Origin of the sequence: Paramylibacter ulvae, from assembly GCF_014652655.1 — a bacterium.
GTDB classification, from domain to species: Bacteria; Pseudomonadota; Alphaproteobacteria; order Rhodobacterales; family Rhodobacteraceae; genus Amylibacter; species Amylibacter ulvae.
On record NZ_BMZF01000001.1, the window covers coordinates 772,551 to 789,106 of the forward strand.

Consider the following 16,556-nt stretch of genomic DNA (forward strand, 5'->3'; position numbering starts at 1 on the left):
CTTAATTTCCTTTGAATGTTTGTAGCACTTCACGAGTTGCCGCTACCAACGGATCATGCGTTTCCTTGAGGATTTGAACACGATCAAATCGATCAGGATCGGCATTTACTGCGGTGCGCAATGCGTGGCCAAATGCCATACGCAATTGGGTGCCGATGTTGAATTTACAAATGCGTGAATTGCGTGCCAATGCGTGGCGTTGTGCGACGGGAACGCCAGAACCGCCATGAATGACGAGCGGCACAGTTGTCGCCGCCTCGATTGCACGAATGCGTGTTTCGTCCAAACCGCCTTCTTTGTCTTGTTGTAAATGGACATTGCCCACAGAAATTGCCATTGCATCAACGCCTGTTGACTTTGCAAATTGCGCGGCCTCTGCTGGATCGGTGCCATTCGAACCTTCGCCACCAGAATAGCCAACGAACCCAATTTCACCTTCACAAGATACGCCCGCGCGATGTGCCATTTCTACGATTGCGGCTGTTTCATCGATGTTTTGTGCCAAGGGTTTGCGCGAACCGTCATACATGACAGAGGTAAATCCACTTTCAATCGCGATGCGGCAGTCATCGGCACTATACCCATGATCCAGATGTGCGACCACGGGAACAGATGCACCGCTGGCCAAATGCTGAAACATTTTTCCCAATACAGGCAGAGGGGTATGTTCGCGGCACGATGGCCCCGCTTGTAAAATCACCGGTACATTTTCGGCCTCTGCTGCGGCGACATAGGCGCGCATATCTTCCCAGCCTAAAGTTACCAACCCTGCTACAGCATAGCCATTTTTAAGCGCGGGCTGAAGTACATCCGAAAGTGTTGCAATGCTCATTTGAATTTCGCCACCATATCCATGATACCCGGGATTGTATGCAACTGTGCTGCATGGGTTGGTTGAAAATATTGTTTTAGCGAACGTTGGCTAAGACCACCCAAAATTGTGAAATAATACATTTCATATCCGGGTAAAACCGCGCAAGGATGATATCCTTTGTCGATCATAATCGTGGAGCCGTTCATGATGTGGTAGGCGTCGCCTGGTTTGTTATCTTCGCGTTGCAACATTTGTATGCCGGAACCGTAATCAGGCTTGAAGCGGAAATTATAGGTTTCATCATGGCGCGTTTCGATCATTTCGCCATCATCCCCCATGCGATCTGTGTCGTGTTTGTGGCTTGGAAAACCAGACCAGCCACCTTGGCCAACGGTGTAAAGTTCAGACACCAACAAACGCCCCACCTTATCGTGGTGGTTTGCACCCAAGATATGTTTAATTTTGCGGTGCGTTTTCGTATCATCCGAACCGTATTGCACCAAATCGATTTGTGCATCGCGCACATCGAATGGTTCCAATACTTTGTCATATTTTGCACCCGCGATGAATGTTTCGGTGGTGTCGGTTAAACAAGTGATGCGCACCTTTGCGCCAACGGGAACATACACGCCTTCTGGTTCGCCGCCCCAAACATCGCCAGTACGGTTGCCAAGCTTGGTGAAAACCGCACCGTCAACGTCAACGTCAATACTGCCCGTGGCGGGAACGATACATGTTTCATACCCCGCAACGGCATATTCAAAAACCTCGCCCAGCTTGAGCTTGATGATGTTGAAATAGTTCAGCGGAACCAAACTATCATCGGTATCTACAATTGGTTTATTTTTGTTGTCATGGGGCGCGATGTGCATCGGCGTCTCCTTTGTTAAGTTTTTGTTGGGCCTGAATGTGTGGCCAAAAATGAATTAAGCTGTTTGGTGCTGGGCATTGCGCCCGCGCAACCTGGATTGGATACAACGATTGATGCACAGGCCGAGCCGCGCTCAACCGCGGTGCGCAAATCATGGCCGGTTGCGATTGATGCCAATAATCCGGCCATAAAACTGTCACCTGCGCCATTGGGTTTTATGGCGGTGACAGGGTAAATTCCTGTGCGAATTTCTTGCCCATCATACAAGGTAATCGCGCCTTCTTGGCCCATTTTATAGATTACCATTTTACCCTGCGCGGCCAATTCGCGCGCCTTATCCAGCCCCTTGTCGATGCTCCCCGCCATGAAACCGAATTCTTCGTCATTGCCAACGATTAGATCGCTTTCGTCGCCCGCGCGCGATAACACATCTGCGGCCACTTGGGGCGATGGCCAGCTGTAGGGGCGGTAATCAATATCAAAAATAATGGGCAGTCCCGCCTTGCGGGCATTTTCAAATGCGCGAAAGGTTGATCCACGTGACGGTTCTGCCGCGAATACGGTGCCCGCCGTGATCAACGCGCCAAACGGCGTGTAATCCACGCGATCCACGTCATCATTGCTGACCTGAAAATCAACGGCATTGTTGCGATAGATGCACAGTTGAAAATCATCCATCGTGCTTTCGTACACGGCCAAGGAAACGCGGAATTCACCGCCCAAAACGGTGACATATTGTGCATCCACACCGTAATGCTGTAACTTGTTTGTGCAAAAACGCCCGACATTATCATCGCTTACGGATGTGATCAGCGCAGATTGCATGCCCAATTTGCATAAGCCCACACAGATATTGGCGGATGATCCCCCCAGATCGGCGCGAAAATTTTCGGCCAGCTCTGCTTTGGTGCCGGGTGGGTCGGCAAACATATCCATTCCCGCGCGTCCAAACACCGCGAAATTTCCTTTACTAATTCCTTTGATAAGATGATCCATCACACCCCCCGACGCTGTTTGTGGCGCGATGATTCCCAATCAACATGGGCTTGGCGTACGTTTTCATTATCTGTGATATGGGGTGTTCCGACCTCCCACCATGCGTGGCCTTCGCCTGTCCAACCCTCATATGGGTCTACATCCATCACAATGACATAGGTTTTGTCAGATGCTTTGGCGCGCGAAAATGCATCGCCAAGTTCGGTTGGGTTGGAAACCTTTTCCGCGTTCGCCCCCATAGAGGTGGCGTGGGCAACAAAATCCACACCAAAGGCATTTGGTATCGTAGGGCAATCCGCCAGCAGATTATTAAAACTGTCGTTGCCTGTGTTGTTTTGCAATTTGTTGATCACGGCAAATCCACCGTTATCCAAAACCAATACGATCAGTTTTTTATCTGACAGGACAGAAGAATAGATGTCCGAGTTCAGCATCATATATGACCCATCCCCACAAAATGTGACCGTATCTTTGTCTGGTTCTTGTTCGGTTTGCGCGATGCGCGCCCCCCAAGCGCCCGCAATTTCATACCCCATGCAGGAGAACCCAAATTCAACATCAACCGTACCAATATCAAGGGTGCGCCAGTTGGCGGTGACTTCGGCGGGCAAACCACCAGCAGCGGCGACAACGCGATCGCGTGGATCACACAGATCATTCACCACGCCAATGGCCTGAGCATATGAATTGGGGCGATTGCCAATTGATACGTTATCCGCAACATAAGCATCCCATTTACTGCGCTCTTGTTGCGCGAGTTCTACCCAGCCATCCGGCGCGGAATAGGATAGTGATCGTGATAATTCCTGTAGGGATAATTTTGCATCCCCAACCACGGGCAAGGACATATGTTTACCCGCATCATGGCGTGCGGCATTGATGGCAATGATTTGCGCATCTTGATCAAATGCGGTCCATGAACCGGTGGTGAAATCTTGTAATCGTGTACCAACGGCAAGAATGACATCTGCCTGTTGTGCGATTTCATTGGCGCTGTTGGACCCAGTCACGCCGATTGGTCCGATATTGAGCGGATCGGTTGCAATCATATTTGCACGCCCTGCAATTGTTTCAACGACTGGTATTTGGTGGGTGTGGGCGAATGTAGTCAATTCATCAACCGCGCGTGAATATTGCACGCCACCACCTGCGATTATCATCGGGCGTTTGGCGCTGCGCAATATTTCAATCGCATCTCTGATTTCTGAGCTATCTGGCGTTTGACGGCGAATGCGATGAACTTTTTTGTCAAAGAATTTTTCAGGATAATCATATGTCCAGCCCTGAACATCCTGTGGCAGGCCGATAAACGCAGGGCCGCAATCCGCTGGGTCTAGCATCGTGGCAATTGCTGCTGGCAGGGATTGTATCACCTGAGCAGGATGGCAAATGCGATCCCAATAACGGCTTACAGGTTTGAACGCATCGTTCACGCCAAATGTCGGATCGTTGTAATTTTCCATTTGTTGCAACACTGGGTCGGGTAAACGAGTGATAAACGTATCACCACAAAGCATCAGCATCGGCAATCGGTTTGCGTGCGCCAATCCAGCGGCCGTGAGCAAATTTGCCGTGCCTGGCCCGGCACTTGCGGTGCAAAACATAAACCGCTGGCGCAGCCATTGTTTGGCATAACCTGCCGCGGCGAATCCCATGCTTTGTTCATTTTGGCCGCGATATAACGGCAATTCGGCGTGCACGTTATTCAATGCTTCGCCCAAACAGGTGACATTACCGTGGCCAAAAATACCAAACCCACCGCCACACAAACGCATTTCGGCCCCATCAATTTCGATATATTGATTCGCAAGCCAACGGATAATCGCCTGCGCAGTTGTCAGGGTTACAGTGTTGATTTTGGTCATTTTAGCCAACGCCCTTTGATAATTTTTTTCATTTCTTGCCGAATCCTGTCGAATGCGACTTGCTAGATTTCGTTTCCCACGATACTTATTTTGCAACCGGTTGCAATTTGTATTTCAAAAAAAGTGGAGCTTGCAGGTGAAACAGATAGGTATTGGCATCCTTGGCGGGGGGTATATGGGCAAGGCACATGCGGTTGCGATGTCTTCTGTTGGTGCGGTTTTTCAAACCGCGCTGCGTCCGCGTTTGGAAATGATTTGTGCATCAACCAAAGAAAGTGCCGAACGTTATCGTGCCGATTTTGGGTTTGCGACCGCCACACATGAATGGCGCGAATTGGTCGGCAACCCAAAGGTTGATGCAATCGTTATCGCAACCCCCCAAAAAACCCACCGCGAAATTGCACTGGCGGCAATTGCATTGGGCAAGCCTGTGTTTTGCGAAAAACCATTGGGTGCATCACTTGGGGATAGCGCGGCAATGGCAGATGCGGCACAGGCGGCAAATGTGATAAACATGGTCGGGTTTAATTACATTCGAACCCCCGCAAGCCAGTTCGCGCGCGATCTAATCGCAAAGGGTGAAATTGGTGATATCACTTGGTTTCGCGGCGAACACACCGAAGATTTTTACGCCAATCCGCAAGAGCCAGCAACATGGCGCACATCGGGAATGGCGAACGGCACGATGGGTGATTTAGCACCCCATATGATTAATGCCGCACTTGCATTAATGGGCCCGATTGCACGCGTGATGGGAGAATACGAAACCGTTCACAAATCCCGCCCAGGTGGGGATGTCGACAATGATGATCATGCCCAAATGATGTGTCGATTTGACAATGGCGCGATGGGGCAGATGTATTTTTCACGCATCGCGACAGGGCGCAAAATGGGTTATGCCTATGAAATCACGGGTACCAAGGGGGCAATTCGTTTTGATCAAGAGGATCAAAACGCGCTTTGGCTATATCGGATGGATGGGCCAGAATCAGAGCGCGGATTTCGCAAAATCCTTACGGGTCCAGCGCATCCAGATTACGCACCATTTTGCCAAGGCCCAGGGCATGGCACAGGGTACCAAGATCAAATCATCATCGAAGCACGCGATTTTTTGCGTGCCATTGAAACGGGCGAAATGATTTGGCCCACGTTTCGCGACGGACACGAAGTTAACCGGATCGTTGCCGCAACATTGGCATCGGCACAATCAGGCAGTTGGAAAGAAATCAAAGATTTCGATTAATCGGAGACAAGAAATGACAATCAGAATTGGTAATGCGCCATGCTCATGGGGCGTAGAATTTGCACAAGATGCGCGAAATCCAGATTGGCAAAGCGTGTTAAAACAATGCGCAAATGCAGGATACAAGGGAATCGAATTGGGCCCTGTAGGATATATGCCAGAGGACCCTGCGATGCTGTCTGATGCGTTATCGCAAAATGGTCTTTCGTTGATTGGGGGTGTTGTATTTCGTGCGTATCACGACCCAGATGCGTGGGATGATGTGTTGGATGCCACACATCGCACCGCGCGTGCATTGGCCGCCCACGGCGCGCAACACATGGTGTTGATTGATTCAATTTCAGAGCGTCGCGCCCCAACGGCTGGGCGTGCCACCGAAGCCGAACAAATGGATGCGGGTGAATGGAGTGCATACCGCGATCGTATCGCGGAATCCGCGCGTATCGGAACGGAGGAATATGGCCTAACAGTTGGCATTCACGCCCATGCAGCAGGCTTCATGGATTTTGAGCCAGAGCTGGAACGCCTGTTGGATGAGGTTGACGAAAACATATTAAAAATCTGTTTTGATACAGGCCATCATTCATATGCAGGTTTCGATCCTGTTGCATTCATGAAACGTCATGTTGATCGCATTTCATACATGCATTTCAAAGATATAGATCCAAAAGTGAAAAATGATGTGATTGCAAATCGCACCGGATTTTACGATGCCTGCGGACAAGGTATTTTTTGCAATCTTGGCGAGGGTGATGTTGATTTTCCGGCTGTGCGCCAAATCTTGTTGGACTCAGAGTTCAAGGGATGGTGCACCGTGGAACAGGATTGCGATCCGCTATTGGATGTTGCGCCAGAAGCGGACGCACGCGCAAATCGTGAATATCTAGAATCAATTGGCTTTAACTAGAAAGAGCAAATCATGACAAAATTGAAATGGGGAATGATCGGTGGTGGCGAAGGGAGCCAAATTGGCCCAGCACACCGCCTTGGCGCATTGGCAGATGGTCGTTTTGAATTTGTAGCGGGTGCATTGGACCATCGCCCTGAGGTGGGCAAAGAATATGCCGAGCAGTTGGGAATTGCATCAGATCGCGCATATGGCGATTGGACTGAAATGTTAGCGGGAGAAAAGGAACGCGACGATCGGATCGATTTGGTAACAATCGCCACGCCCAATGCAACGCATTTTGAAATTACCAAATCTTTTCTCGAAGCAGGCTTTAACGTGTTGTGCGAAAAGCCAATGACGATGAGCGTCGAAGAGGGCGAAGAGATCGTACGTATCGCGCAGAAGACCGGAAAAATTTGCACGGTGAATTATTGTTATTCAGCCTATCCAATGGTGCGCCAAGCGCGTGCAATGGTGCGCGCAGATGAACTTGGCAAAGTGCGCTTGGTGGTCACTAATTTTAGCCACGGTCATCACGGTGATGCGACGGATGCGGATAATCCGCGTGTTCGTTGGCGCTATGATCCTGCAATGGCCGGAGTTTCTGGGCAATTTGCCGATTGTGGAATTCACGCATTACACATGGCCAGTTTCATTTGCGACGATAACGTTGAACGCCTGTCGGCAGATTTTGCATCAACTATCGCCAGCCGCACATTGGAAGACGATGCGATGGTGAATTTTCGCATGTCGGGCGGGACTGTGGGGCGATTGTGGACATCATCGGTTGCCATAGGGCGCCAACATGGTTTTGATATCCAAGTGTTTGGCGAAACGGGTGGTTTGCGCTGGACTTCGGAACAGCCAAATCAATTGATTTACACACCCACCGGTGGACGCACACAAATCGTTGAAAAGGGCGAGGGCGGATTGCACGAAGATGCACAACGTTTGTCCCGTGTGGCCATCGCTCATCCCGAAGGGTTTCCTTTGGCCGTTGCAAATATCTATTGTGATTTGGCCGATGCGATTGGCGGGGATGCCCGCGATGGTTTACCCACGGCAGAGGATGGGTTGCGTTCCATGGCAGCGGTGCATACGGCAGTGGCCTCGGCCAAGGAAGACGGCGCATGGAAAGATGCCCGCCCACCCATGTTTCGATAATAATATAGGGGGCGATTGCGCCCCTTATTCGTTTTCGGGTGTTTTGTTTGATGGGCGCAAAGTGCCGCGTTCCACAAGTGAACAAGAAAAAATACGCGCTTCTGGGAATCTATTAGGTTCGTCCAATATCGCTACCATCAATTCAACGGATGATGTCACGATCTGGCGAATGGGTTGGTGAATGGTCGTCAGATTGATGTTTTCCCATCGCGACATTTCCATATCATTAAGTCCGATAATGCCGATATCCGCAGGACAGTTTAGTCCACTATCCGCAATGGCTGATAGTGCACCAATCGATAAAACGTCATCACCGCAAAAATATGCCTGTGCTGGTTTTTCTTTTAACAGGCGCAACATTTCGCGCCGCCCCGCATCAAATGAATACGTGCTTGCGAATGAGTATTGCGCTTTGATCTTTGAGTGCGCAGCGACTTCGCTCATGAAGCCAGTATATCGATCTTGGGTTGATGTTGCTGTATCGGGTCCGCCCATAAACCCAACATGGGTATAGCCGCGATCAATCAAAACCCGCGCTGCGGTCCGGCCGGCCTCTTTGTTGTCGATGCCCACAACATGCACTTGGGGTGCCGCAGAATATCGCCCGAATGAATGAACAACGGGAACGCCAGCATCACGAAATGCTTTGGCAAAACCAGGCGGCAGGGTGGAAGATGCCACAATTACCCCATCAACCGAATATTGGCGCAACATTTGCACCGAATGTTTGGGATCGGTTTCATCGGACAAATTGACCAATAATGGACGTAGTCCCCGATCCTGAAGGCCGCGGGTAAACAGATCGAAAACCTCTAAAAAAATGGGATTGTGAAAGTTGTTTGAAACCAACCCAATCAATTTTGTGCGCCCAGTGGTGAGCGAAGAGGCAAGCGCATTGGGACTATATCCCAATTCCTGCGCAGCCTTTTCAACTTTGCGCCGCATGCGATCGGAAACAGAGGCGCCATCTGTAAACGTGCGCGACACGGCAGAGCGTGAAACGCCCGCGCGTAGTGCTACATCTTTGAGCGTTGCCGCCATTTGATCCCTCGGTTTTGTATCGATCACATGTATTCTTTTAAATTGTTTTATCAATTGTCACACCATGAAAGTTTCGAGCTTTTTTTGCAACCGGTTGCAAAACGAGCGCAACTGTGTTTTAGTTTGAGTCGCGAGGACGGGAAAGTACCCGTTCAAATGCTTGAAAGAATGAAGCTGGGAGGAAATCATGACTTCATTAGTTAAGAATCTTGTTTTGGCGGCAACGGTAGTTGCGGCACCTTTGATGGGGGCGTCCGTTGCGTCCGCTGATGGGGAAAAGTATATTTTGGTAAGCCACGCACCAGATAGCGATAGCTGGTGGAACACCATCAAAAACGGCATCGCACTTGCGGGAGAGCAAATGGGTGTTGAGGTTGAGTATCGCAATCCACCAACAGGTGACCTTGCGGATATGGCACGCATCATTGAACAGGCATCTGCATCAGGCCCCAATGGTATTATCACTACACTTGCGGACGCTGATATTTTGTCCGGTCCGATTCAATCGGCGATTGATAGCGGTGTTGATGTGATCATCATGAACACAGGCGATCCAGAAAAAGCGCGTGAATTGGGTGCGTTGATGTATGTCGGCCAACCTGAATATGACGCGGGTTATGCCGCTGGTTTGCGCGCCAAGGGTGATGGAATTGGGTCATTTTTGTGTGTGAACCACTATATCGTTCAACCCTCATCCCAAGAACGTTGTCAGGGTTTTGCTGATGGCTTGGGTATTGATCTGGGCGATCAAATGATTGATGCGGGTCAGGATCCCGCAGAAATTAAAAACCGTGTGTTGGCTTATCTGTCAGCGAATCCAGAAACGGACGCTGTTTTGACATTGGGCCCGACCTCTGCTGACCCAACATTGTTGGCACTTGAAGAGAACGGCATGGCTGGTGACATCTATTTTGGTACATTTGATCTGGGCGGTGAAATCGTCAAAGGGATCAAATCCGGTGTCATTCAATGGGGTATCGACCAGCAACCATTTTTACAGGCCTATCTACCTGTTGTTGTGATGACCAATTACCACCGTTATGGGGTTTTGCCAGGTAACAATATCAACTCTGGCCCGGGTTTTGTAACCGCGGACGGACTTGGCAAAATTGAAGAGTTTGCTGGCGAATATCGCTAAGCATCTCCCGAAGGGCGCTGTTACGACAGCGCCCTTCAAATTCTTTCCAAATTTTTCAGCTAATGGAGGTGTCGCATGGCACAAGCTATCCCACCCGCGGAGCAATCCGATGAACGCGTCAAGGATATTTCATCCTTTCGCAAGGCGCTGATCCGCCCCGAACTAGGCGGTATCGTCGGAACAATGGCCGTATTTACGTTCTTTTTATTGTTCGCCTTTGACAGTGGAATGTTTAACAGCCAGGGCGTGATGAATTGGTCAATTGTTTCAGCACAATTCATGATCATTGCGGTTGGCGCATGTTTATTGATGATTGCAGGTGAGTTTGATCTATCCGTTGGATCGATGATTGGTTTTGCGGGCATGATCATTGCGATTTTCACAGTCACACTTGGATGGCCTGCGTGGATGTCGATATTTATGACATTCATCATCTGTATTGCAATTGGCGGGCTGAATGGGTGGATCGTCATCCGCACGGGATTGCCCAGCTTTATCGTTACATTGGCATTTTTGTTTATTTTGCGTGGTTTTACCATTTTTCTACCACAAGTGATTGAACGCAAAACCATTATTGGCGGTATCAAAGATGCCTCCGAAGGTGATTGGCTGGCTGGCATGTTTGGTGGTAAAATATTTGGAGGATTGTTCACTTGGCTTGGTGATATAGGGGCTATCGCAACGTTTGAACGCGGGTCGCGTATTGGCGAACCTGTGGTTGATGGTATCCCAATGCTTATCATTTGGGCAATTGGATTGGTTATCTTTGGTCATATTCTGCTGACCAAAACCAAATTCGGGAATTGGATTTTCGCCGCTGGAGGCGATGCAGAAGCTGCACGAAATTCCGGTGTGCCTGTGAGCCGCGTGAAAATCATGATGTTCATGTTCTCTGCATTTTGTGCAACGGTTTTCGCTGTATGTCAGGTGATGGAATTTGGATCTGCGGGTGCAGATCGCGGATTGCTCAAGGAATTCGAAGCAATCATCGCAGTGGTCATTGGTGGTGCGCTATTAACTGGTGGTTATGGATCGGTTTTGGGGGCCGCACTTGGTGCGCTTATCTTTGGTGTTGTCCAACAAGGTTTGTTCTTCGCCGGTGTTGAAAGCTCGCTTTTCCGCGTGTTCTTGGGGGTAATCCTATTGTTCGCGGTGATTTTAAACACCTATATCCGTCGCATCATTACAGGGGAGCGTTAATATGAATACGCAACAAACACCCATTATCGAAATGAAGAATATCGAAAAACATTTTGGTCGCGTGATTGCGCTGGCTGGCGTGTCAGTGGAAATTCACCCTGGTGAATGCCATTGCTTGCTTGGGGATAATGGTGCTGGGAAATCCACATTCATTAAAACCATGTCAGGTGTGCACAAACCTACCCAAGGTGAAATCTTTTTCGAAGGCAAACCAATGCATTTTGAAAATCCGCGCGATGCGATCGAGGCGGGGATTGCGACGGTGCACCAACATTTGGCAATGATCCCGCTCATGTCTGTGAGCCGTAATTTTTTCATGGGGAATGAACCAGAACGCCGGTTTGGGCCGATGAAATTGTTCGATCATGATTATGCTAATCAGGTGACAATGGAAGAAATGCGCAAAATGGGCATCAACCTGCGCGGGCCTGATCAAGCGGTGGGTACATTGTCTGGTGGTGAACGCCAAACAGTTGCCATTGCGCGCGCAGTGCATTTTGGCGCTAAGGTTTTGATCCTAGATGAGCCAACCTCCGCACTTGGTGTGCGCCAAACTGCCAATGTTTTGGCGACGATTGATAAGGTGCGTAAACAAGGCGTTTCGGTGGTTTTCATCACGCATAACGTGCGCCATGCCTTGGCGGTAGGAGATCGATTTACGGTGTTGAACCGTGGTAAAACTCTGGGCACGGCTGTGCGCGGTGAAATCACACCAGAAGAGCTTCAGGATATGATGGCGGGGGGGCAGGAAATGGTCGCCCTAGAAGGCAGCCTAGGCGGTACCGTTTGATTTTATAAATCATCTTTGCCAAAGAAAATAAATTGGCGAGCACATTTGTTGCTCGCCTTTTTGCTGAGAAATACGCTCTTATATTCGGAGGGATTTTCCGAATGGATCAACATTGGCGCGATATGCTATCGGCGAAACTGCGATTCAATTTCGATTAAACGTTGTTTGCGCCACAACCCGCCGCCGTATCCTGTGAGCGATCCATCCGCACCGATCACGCGGTGGCATGGGATCGCCAGTGCAATTTGGTTTGCTCCGTTTGCACGCGCAACCGCTCGCACGGCATTTGGTGCGCCGATGGCTTGTGCAATTTGGGAATAGCTACGGGTTTCACCCGCAGGAATGTTTCGCAATGCGTTCCACACATCTCGCGTAAATGGTGTACCATGCATGGCCATCGGGGTTTGAAATTCGCCACGTGCACCTGCGAAAAATTCAGATAATTCTGCGCGAATTTGTTGAGTGGGTTCCATTGTGCCAATGCCGACATCGCCCCGTACGTGTTTGGATAGCTTCTCCAATTCCTTTGGCAACGCTTTGCGATCAATGAATTCCAACAGGTGAAGTAACTTGGAACAGGATACCGCGATCATTGGCCCAAGTGGGGTGTTGATCCAATCGGCCTTGAGCATAGCATTCTTGGCAAAGCTTGCGGGTGGTTTGCCCATCAGTTTGGCGAAGGCTGTGCGAAATGCGCTGGCGGATTCAAATCCCGCATCGATTTGTGCATCAATGATCCGCCCGCCATCGGCGATGGTTGTGAACCCTTCGCTCAATCGGCGTTGACGCGCCATTTCCAAAAATGTCTGACCATAGTTGCGTTTGAACGCTCGGCGCACCGTTGATGGATCAAACCCCATGCGCGCGATATCGGATTCGGTCCAGCGGTATTGCGGACGTTTATCAAGCGCACCCATCAAGGCAATAATCGCTGGATCGGCATCCGCCATTGGGGTCATTGGGTGGCATCGTTTACATGCGCGAAATCCTGCGTCCATGCACTGGCCAACCGTTTCATAAAATTGGCAATTCTTGCGTAACGGTTTTCGCGCAGGGCAGGTTAGGCGGCAAAATATGCCAGTGGATGTCACGCCAACAAAGGCGCGGCCTTCATATGCTGGGTCGCGTGCAACAAGGGCTGTATAAAGTGTGTCTGGGTTTAAGCGTTCGTATAACATATGCCCAATGTACATATTTCAACGCTGCGATGCGCCGAAAATCGGGCGTGTATTGAAAATAGTTAGATGCGGATGCGCGCCTCACTATCAGCATCGAAATACATCACCGTTTCGGGTTCAAACGATATTCCCACACGATCACCTTCGTTTGAACGTACATCGCCGCGTTGTTCCGCAATCAGCTTGTCACCATTATCGGCACGTAGGTGTACATATGAAACACCGCCCAAGCTTTCTGATATTTCAACGGTGAATGCATCGCCCTTGGGGTCGATGGTGATAAATTCAGGACGCAACCCCAATGTGATTTCGCGCCCATGATAGGGTGACGGCAACTTATGTTTTAACTTTGTGCCCGTTGCGCCAATTTCCACTGTGGTTTTTTGCGCGGTGGCCGTCACGAAATTCATTGCGGGTGATCCGATGAAACCCGCCACGAATTTATTGTCAGGGTCTCGGTATAGATCCATTGGTGCGCCAACCTGTTCAACAACACCTGCGCGCAGAACCACGATTTTATCGGCCAGTGTCATCGCCTCGACCTGATCATGCGTTACGTAAATCATCGTGGCGCCGATTTCGCGGTGCAGTCGCGCGATTTCCACGCGCATCTCCACACGCAATTCGGCGTCCAGATTTGAAAGCGGTTCGTCGAACAAGAAAACTTCGGGGCCACGCACAATGGCGCGGCCAATGGAAACACGTTGGCGTTGACCACCTGAAAGGGCGGCAGGTTTGCGCGACAGATATTCATCAAGTTTTAAAATGCGGCTGGCCTCTGCGACCTTTTCTTCGATAACGGATTTGGGGTGACCGTTCATTTTCAAACCAAACCCCATGTTTTGTTTCACGGTCATATGCGGATAGAGCGCATATGTTTGAAACACCATTGACACGCCGCGTTGCGCGGGATCCATCGTGGTGACATCCCGATCACCAATATTGATTTGACCATCTGTTGTATCCTCTAGTCCCGCGATCATGCGCAGTAACGTGGATTTGCCACAGCCCGATGGCCCCACGAAAACACAAAACTCGCCATGATCGATTTCAAGGTCGATACCGTGGATAACCTGTACATCGCCGTATTTTTTAATCGCTTTATTCAGTGTGACGCCTGACATGCTATGCCCCCATCGTTTGTGATTTGTTGATATCTGGAAAACGCCAATCTTGCGCCTCTGCGGCGATGGCTTGGCTGGTTTTTGATAATTCTGGAACCAGCTTTTCCATCGCAGCCAAATTGGTGCGGGTGGTTGAACTGGTCACTGATAGCGCGCCCAAGATGCGCCCGCGAGGTGTTAAAATCGGCATGGCCACACAGATGATGCTGGGTTCGTGTTCTTCGCGATCGAACCCATATCCATTGGCGCGAATTTCAGCCAGTTCGGCACGCAATTCCGTTTCGTTTTTCAATGTAGAAGGCGTAAATTGGTGAAATGATTGTTGAGCGATCACGCTTGACAATGTGTCCTCGTCCAAAAATGCCAGCATCGCTTTGCCCACACCTGTGCAATAGGCGGGGCCAACTTTGCCTGCTTCTGAAAACATGGCGATGGGTTGTGTGGCGTTGCGTTTGTCGACGTATAACACTTGTGCATTATCAAGCTGTGCCAGATGCACAGTTTCGCCGACGATTTCGCTCAATCGATCAATATGTGGGCGCGCAATGGGCGCGAGCGAACTTTGTTCCCACGCTGCATGTGCCAGACGCATGAGGCGTGCACCGGGTGCATATGTGTTGCGATCAGGGTCAAAACGCAACATGCGTTGATTCGTCAGCGCCTGCACATAACGAAACAAAGTTGCCTTTGGAAATTCTGACCCGTCCAGCAATTCCGAAAATTTAACAGGGCGGCCGAAATTGGCCACTTGGTCCATAACACTAAGGGCTTTGCCAATCGTTCCGTCGCCGTCACGTTGCGCCATATTTATCCTCCCGCGTCGTTTAGAATTTTATCTGTTTGGCCTCCTCGCCGTGAACAGATTTCATCTAAATTCTTGACAAGCATAGGCGAGTCGCGCTTAAGTATCAATAATCAAAACTAAGTTTCACATAGTGGAACTTGTTTTATTTGGAAGCACCAGGGAGGATTCACATGCGTTCCATCACAAAGGCGTCCATTGCGGCGCTCGCTGCCGTTACGGCAACCACTTCTTTTGCGTTTGCAGACGGGCTGTCAGGGGATTTGAAAATCTTCCTTGATACATCAAACCCAGCGCCGCGCGAAACGTTTGAAACAATGATCGCGGAATTTCAGGGTATGAACCCTGATCTGAAAATTGAAACAACGATTATCGATCGCGAAGCATATAAAACACAGATCCGCAACTTTTTGACCGCGAATGCACCAGACGTTGCAACATGGTATGCGGGCAACCGTATGTTGCCATATGTGCAGCCTGGTTTGTTCGAAGATGTATCTGATCTTTGGGAAGGTGAATTGGGTGAAAACCTTGCATCAACCAAGGCGGCGATGACCATTGATGGCAAACAATGGGGTGTACCTTATTCATACTACCAATGGGGTGTTTATTATCGTGCGGATATCTACAACGAATTGGGTCTGACCGAACCAAAAACATTTGAAGAAATGAAATCAAACTGTCAGGCAGTTTTGGATTCTGGTCGCAAATGTTACACCATTGGCACGAAATTCCTTTGGACTGCTGCGGGTTGGTTTGATTATTTGAACATGCGCACAAACGGTTATGAATTCCACATGGATTTAACCGCTGGACGTGTTGCATGGACAGATGACCGCGTGAAGCAAACATTCGCAAATTGGCGCGAGCTGATCGACATGGGTGCGTTCATCGACAACCACACTGCATATAGCTGGCAAGAAGCAATCCCATTCATGGCCAAAGGCGAAGCCGCGGCATATTTGATGGGTAACTTTGCTGTTGATGCGATCAAAGATGCAGGTGTTACCGACGATCAATTGGATTTCTATCAATTCCCAATGATCGTTGAAGGTGTGCCAATGGCCGAAGAAGCGCCAACAGACACATTGCACATTCCATCCAATGCGAAAAACAAAGCAAACGCTAAAGCGTTCTTGCAATACGTTGCATCAGCGGATGTTCAAACGGAAATCAACGCCAAATTGGGTCAGTTACCTGTGAACAATAAATCATCGGTGAATGCGGATGATAAATTTGTATCCCAAGGGTTTGAAATGCTGAATGGCGCTTATGCGCTTGCGCAATTCTTTGACCGTGACGCGCCTGCGGAAATGGCCAAGGTTGGCATGGAAGGTTTCCAAGAATTCATGGTGCGCCCTGATAATCTTGATGCCATTTTGACACGTTTGGATGCGGCAGCGAAACGTATCTATAAATAAAATGTACCTCTGGTGGGCGT

The 16,556-nt window shown here is 49.6% G+C and carries 15 protein-coding genes; 7 read left to right on the plus strand and 8 right to left on the minus strand.

Annotated elements, in window-relative coordinates; genetic code table 11:
* Nucleotide 1: 1 nt before the first annotated feature.
* The 4 genes from IE094_RS03820 to iolD are packed head-to-tail and all read right to left on the minus strand — an operon-like array spanning nt 2 to nt 4,546.
* Nucleotides 2-832: a class II fructose-bisphosphate aldolase gene (locus IE094_RS03820; RefSeq protein WP_189639210.1), complete on the minus strand. Its 831-nt coding sequence runs from the start codon at nt 830-832 to the stop codon at nt 2-4.
* Nucleotides 829-1,686: a 5-deoxy-glucuronate isomerase gene (locus IE094_RS03825; protein ID WP_189639211.1), complete on the minus strand. Its 858-nt coding sequence runs from the start codon at nt 1,684-1,686 to the stop codon at nt 829-831. The genes IE094_RS03820 and IE094_RS03825 overlap by 4 nt, the downstream gene beginning before the upstream one ends.
* Before the next feature lie 14 nt (nt 1,687-1,700).
* Nucleotides 1,701-2,681 (minus strand): 5-dehydro-2-deoxygluconokinase, encoded by a 981-nt coding sequence (gene iolC, locus IE094_RS03830; RefSeq protein ID WP_189639212.1) that lies wholly within the window; start codon nt 2,679-2,681, stop codon nt 1,701-1,703.
* Nucleotides 2,681-4,546, minus strand: coding sequence for a 3D-(3,5/4)-trihydroxycyclohexane-1,2-dione acylhydrolase (decyclizing) (gene iolD, locus IE094_RS03835; RefSeq protein WP_189639213.1), 1,866 nt, complete (start codon nt 4,544-4,546; stop codon nt 2,681-2,683). The genes iolC and iolD overlap by 1 nt, the downstream gene beginning before the upstream one ends.
* A gap of 136 nt (nt 4,547-4,682) precedes the next feature.
* On the opposite strand from iolD, the gene IE094_RS03840 reads away from it, so the two are divergent.
* From IE094_RS03840 to IE094_RS03850, 3 genes are read left to right on the plus strand one after another with little or no spacing between them, the layout of a single operon-like run.
* Nucleotides 4,683-5,789 carry a Gfo/Idh/MocA family protein gene (locus IE094_RS03840; RefSeq protein WP_189639214.1) on the plus strand — a complete coding sequence of 369 codons (1,107 nt, stop codon included), beginning with the start codon at nt 4,683-4,685 and terminating at the stop codon, nt 5,787-5,789.
* A 13-nt stretch (nt 5,790-5,802) separates the two neighbouring features.
* A complete protein-coding gene (locus IE094_RS03845) occupies nt 5,803-6,696 on the plus strand; it encodes a TIM barrel protein (protein ID WP_189639215.1) in 894 nt (297 codons plus the stop codon).
* A gap of 12 nt (nt 6,697-6,708) precedes the next feature.
* Nucleotides 6,709-7,842, plus strand: a complete 1,134-nt coding sequence (locus IE094_RS03850) for a Gfo/Idh/MocA family protein (protein ID WP_189639216.1) — start codon at nt 6,709-6,711, stop codon at nt 7,840-7,842.
* A gap of 24 nt (nt 7,843-7,866) precedes the next feature.
* Here IE094_RS03850 and IE094_RS03855 read toward each other — a convergent pair whose 3' ends face one another.
* Nucleotides 7,867-8,883, minus strand: coding sequence for a LacI family DNA-binding transcriptional regulator (locus IE094_RS03855; RefSeq protein WP_189639451.1), 1,017 nt, complete (start codon nt 8,881-8,883; stop codon nt 7,867-7,869).
* 187 nt (nt 8,884-9,070) lie between these two features.
* Between IE094_RS03855 and IE094_RS03860 the strand changes: the two genes are divergently transcribed.
* From IE094_RS03860 to IE094_RS03870, 3 genes are all read left to right on the plus strand, one after another.
* Nucleotides 9,071-10,021: a sugar ABC transporter substrate-binding protein gene (locus IE094_RS03860; protein ID WP_189639217.1), complete on the plus strand. Its 951-nt coding sequence runs from the start codon at nt 9,071-9,073 to the stop codon at nt 10,019-10,021.
* Between the two features lie 75 nt (nt 10,022-10,096).
* Nucleotides 10,097-11,221 carry an ABC transporter permease gene (locus IE094_RS03865; protein ID WP_189639218.1) on the plus strand — a complete coding sequence of 375 codons (1,125 nt, stop codon included), beginning with the start codon at nt 10,097-10,099 and terminating at the stop codon, nt 11,219-11,221.
* Between the two features lies 1 nt (nt 11,222).
* Nucleotides 11,223-12,011, plus strand: coding sequence for an ATP-binding cassette domain-containing protein (locus tag IE094_RS03870; RefSeq protein ID WP_189639219.1), 789 nt, complete (start codon nt 11,223-11,225; stop codon nt 12,009-12,011).
* A 125-nt stretch (nt 12,012-12,136) separates the two neighbouring features.
* Here the strand turns inward: IE094_RS03870 and IE094_RS03875 are convergent, their stop codons facing one another.
* The 3 genes from IE094_RS03875 to IE094_RS03885 form a co-directional block, all read right to left on the minus strand.
* Nucleotides 12,137-13,189 (minus strand): bifunctional transcriptional activator/DNA repair enzyme AdaA, encoded by a 1,053-nt coding sequence (locus IE094_RS03875; RefSeq protein WP_189639452.1) that lies wholly within the window; start codon nt 13,187-13,189, stop codon nt 12,137-12,139.
* A 62-nt stretch (nt 13,190-13,251) separates the two neighbouring features.
* A complete protein-coding gene (locus tag IE094_RS03880; RefSeq protein WP_189639220.1) occupies nt 13,252-14,313 on the minus strand; it encodes an ABC transporter ATP-binding protein in 1,062 nt (353 codons plus the stop codon).
* Between the two features lies 1 nt (nt 14,314).
* Complete coding sequence (locus IE094_RS03885; protein ID WP_189639221.1) at nt 14,315-15,118, minus strand: IclR family transcriptional regulator; 804 nt, start codon at nt 15,116-15,118, stop codon at nt 14,315-14,317.
* A 170-nt stretch (nt 15,119-15,288) separates the two neighbouring features.
* Here IE094_RS03885 and IE094_RS03890 point away from each other — a divergent pair, with 170 nt between their 5' ends.
* A complete protein-coding gene (locus tag IE094_RS03890) occupies nt 15,289-16,536 on the plus strand; it encodes an ABC transporter substrate-binding protein (protein ID WP_189639222.1) in 1,248 nt (415 codons plus the stop codon).
* Nucleotides 16,537-16,556: the final 20 nt, after the last annotated feature.

What these genes read in the sequence shown, in the direction of transcription:
- IE094_RS03820 (WP_189639210.1), bottom strand. Translation starts at nt 832, where the DNA reads ATGAGCATTGCAACACTTTCGGATGTACTTCAGCCCGCGCTTAAAAAT.
- IE094_RS03825 (WP_189639211.1), bottom strand. Translation starts at nt 1,686, where the DNA reads ATGCACATCGCGCCCCATGACAACAAAAATAAACCAATTGTAGATACC.
- iolC (WP_189639212.1), bottom strand. Translation starts at nt 2,681, where the DNA reads ATGGATCATCTTATCAAAGGAATTAGTAAAGGAAATTTCGCGGTGTTT.
- iolD (WP_189639213.1), bottom strand. Translation starts at nt 4,546, where the DNA reads ATGACCAAAATCAACACTGTAACCCTGACAACTGCGCAGGCGATTATC.
- IE094_RS03845 (WP_189639215.1), top strand. Translation starts at nt 5,803, where the DNA reads ATGACAATCAGAATTGGTAATGCGCCATGCTCATGGGGCGTAGAATTT.
- IE094_RS03850 (WP_189639216.1), top strand. Translation starts at nt 6,709, where the DNA reads ATGACAAAATTGAAATGGGGAATGATCGGTGGTGGCGAAGGGAGCCAA.
- IE094_RS03855 (WP_189639451.1), bottom strand. Translation starts at nt 8,883, where the DNA reads ATGGCGGCAACGCTCAAAGATGTAGCACTACGCGCGGGCGTTTCACGC.
- IE094_RS03860 (WP_189639217.1), top strand. Translation starts at nt 9,071, where the DNA reads ATGACTTCATTAGTTAAGAATCTTGTTTTGGCGGCAACGGTAGTTGCG.
- IE094_RS03865 (WP_189639218.1), top strand. Translation starts at nt 10,097, where the DNA reads ATGGCACAAGCTATCCCACCCGCGGAGCAATCCGATGAACGCGTCAAG.
- IE094_RS03870 (WP_189639219.1), top strand. Translation starts at nt 11,223, where the DNA reads ATGAATACGCAACAAACACCCATTATCGAAATGAAGAATATCGAAAAA.
- IE094_RS03875 (WP_189639452.1), bottom strand. Translation starts at nt 13,189, where the DNA reads ATGTTATACGAACGCTTAAACCCAGACACACTTTATACAGCCCTTGTT.
- IE094_RS03880 (WP_189639220.1), bottom strand. Translation starts at nt 14,313, where the DNA reads ATGTCAGGCGTCACACTGAATAAAGCGATTAAAAAATACGGCGATGTA.
- IE094_RS03885 (WP_189639221.1), bottom strand. Translation starts at nt 15,118, where the DNA reads ATGGCGCAACGTGACGGCGACGGAACGATTGGCAAAGCCCTTAGTGTT.
- IE094_RS03890 (WP_189639222.1), top strand. Translation starts at nt 15,289, where the DNA reads ATGCGTTCCATCACAAAGGCGTCCATTGCGGCGCTCGCTGCCGTTACG.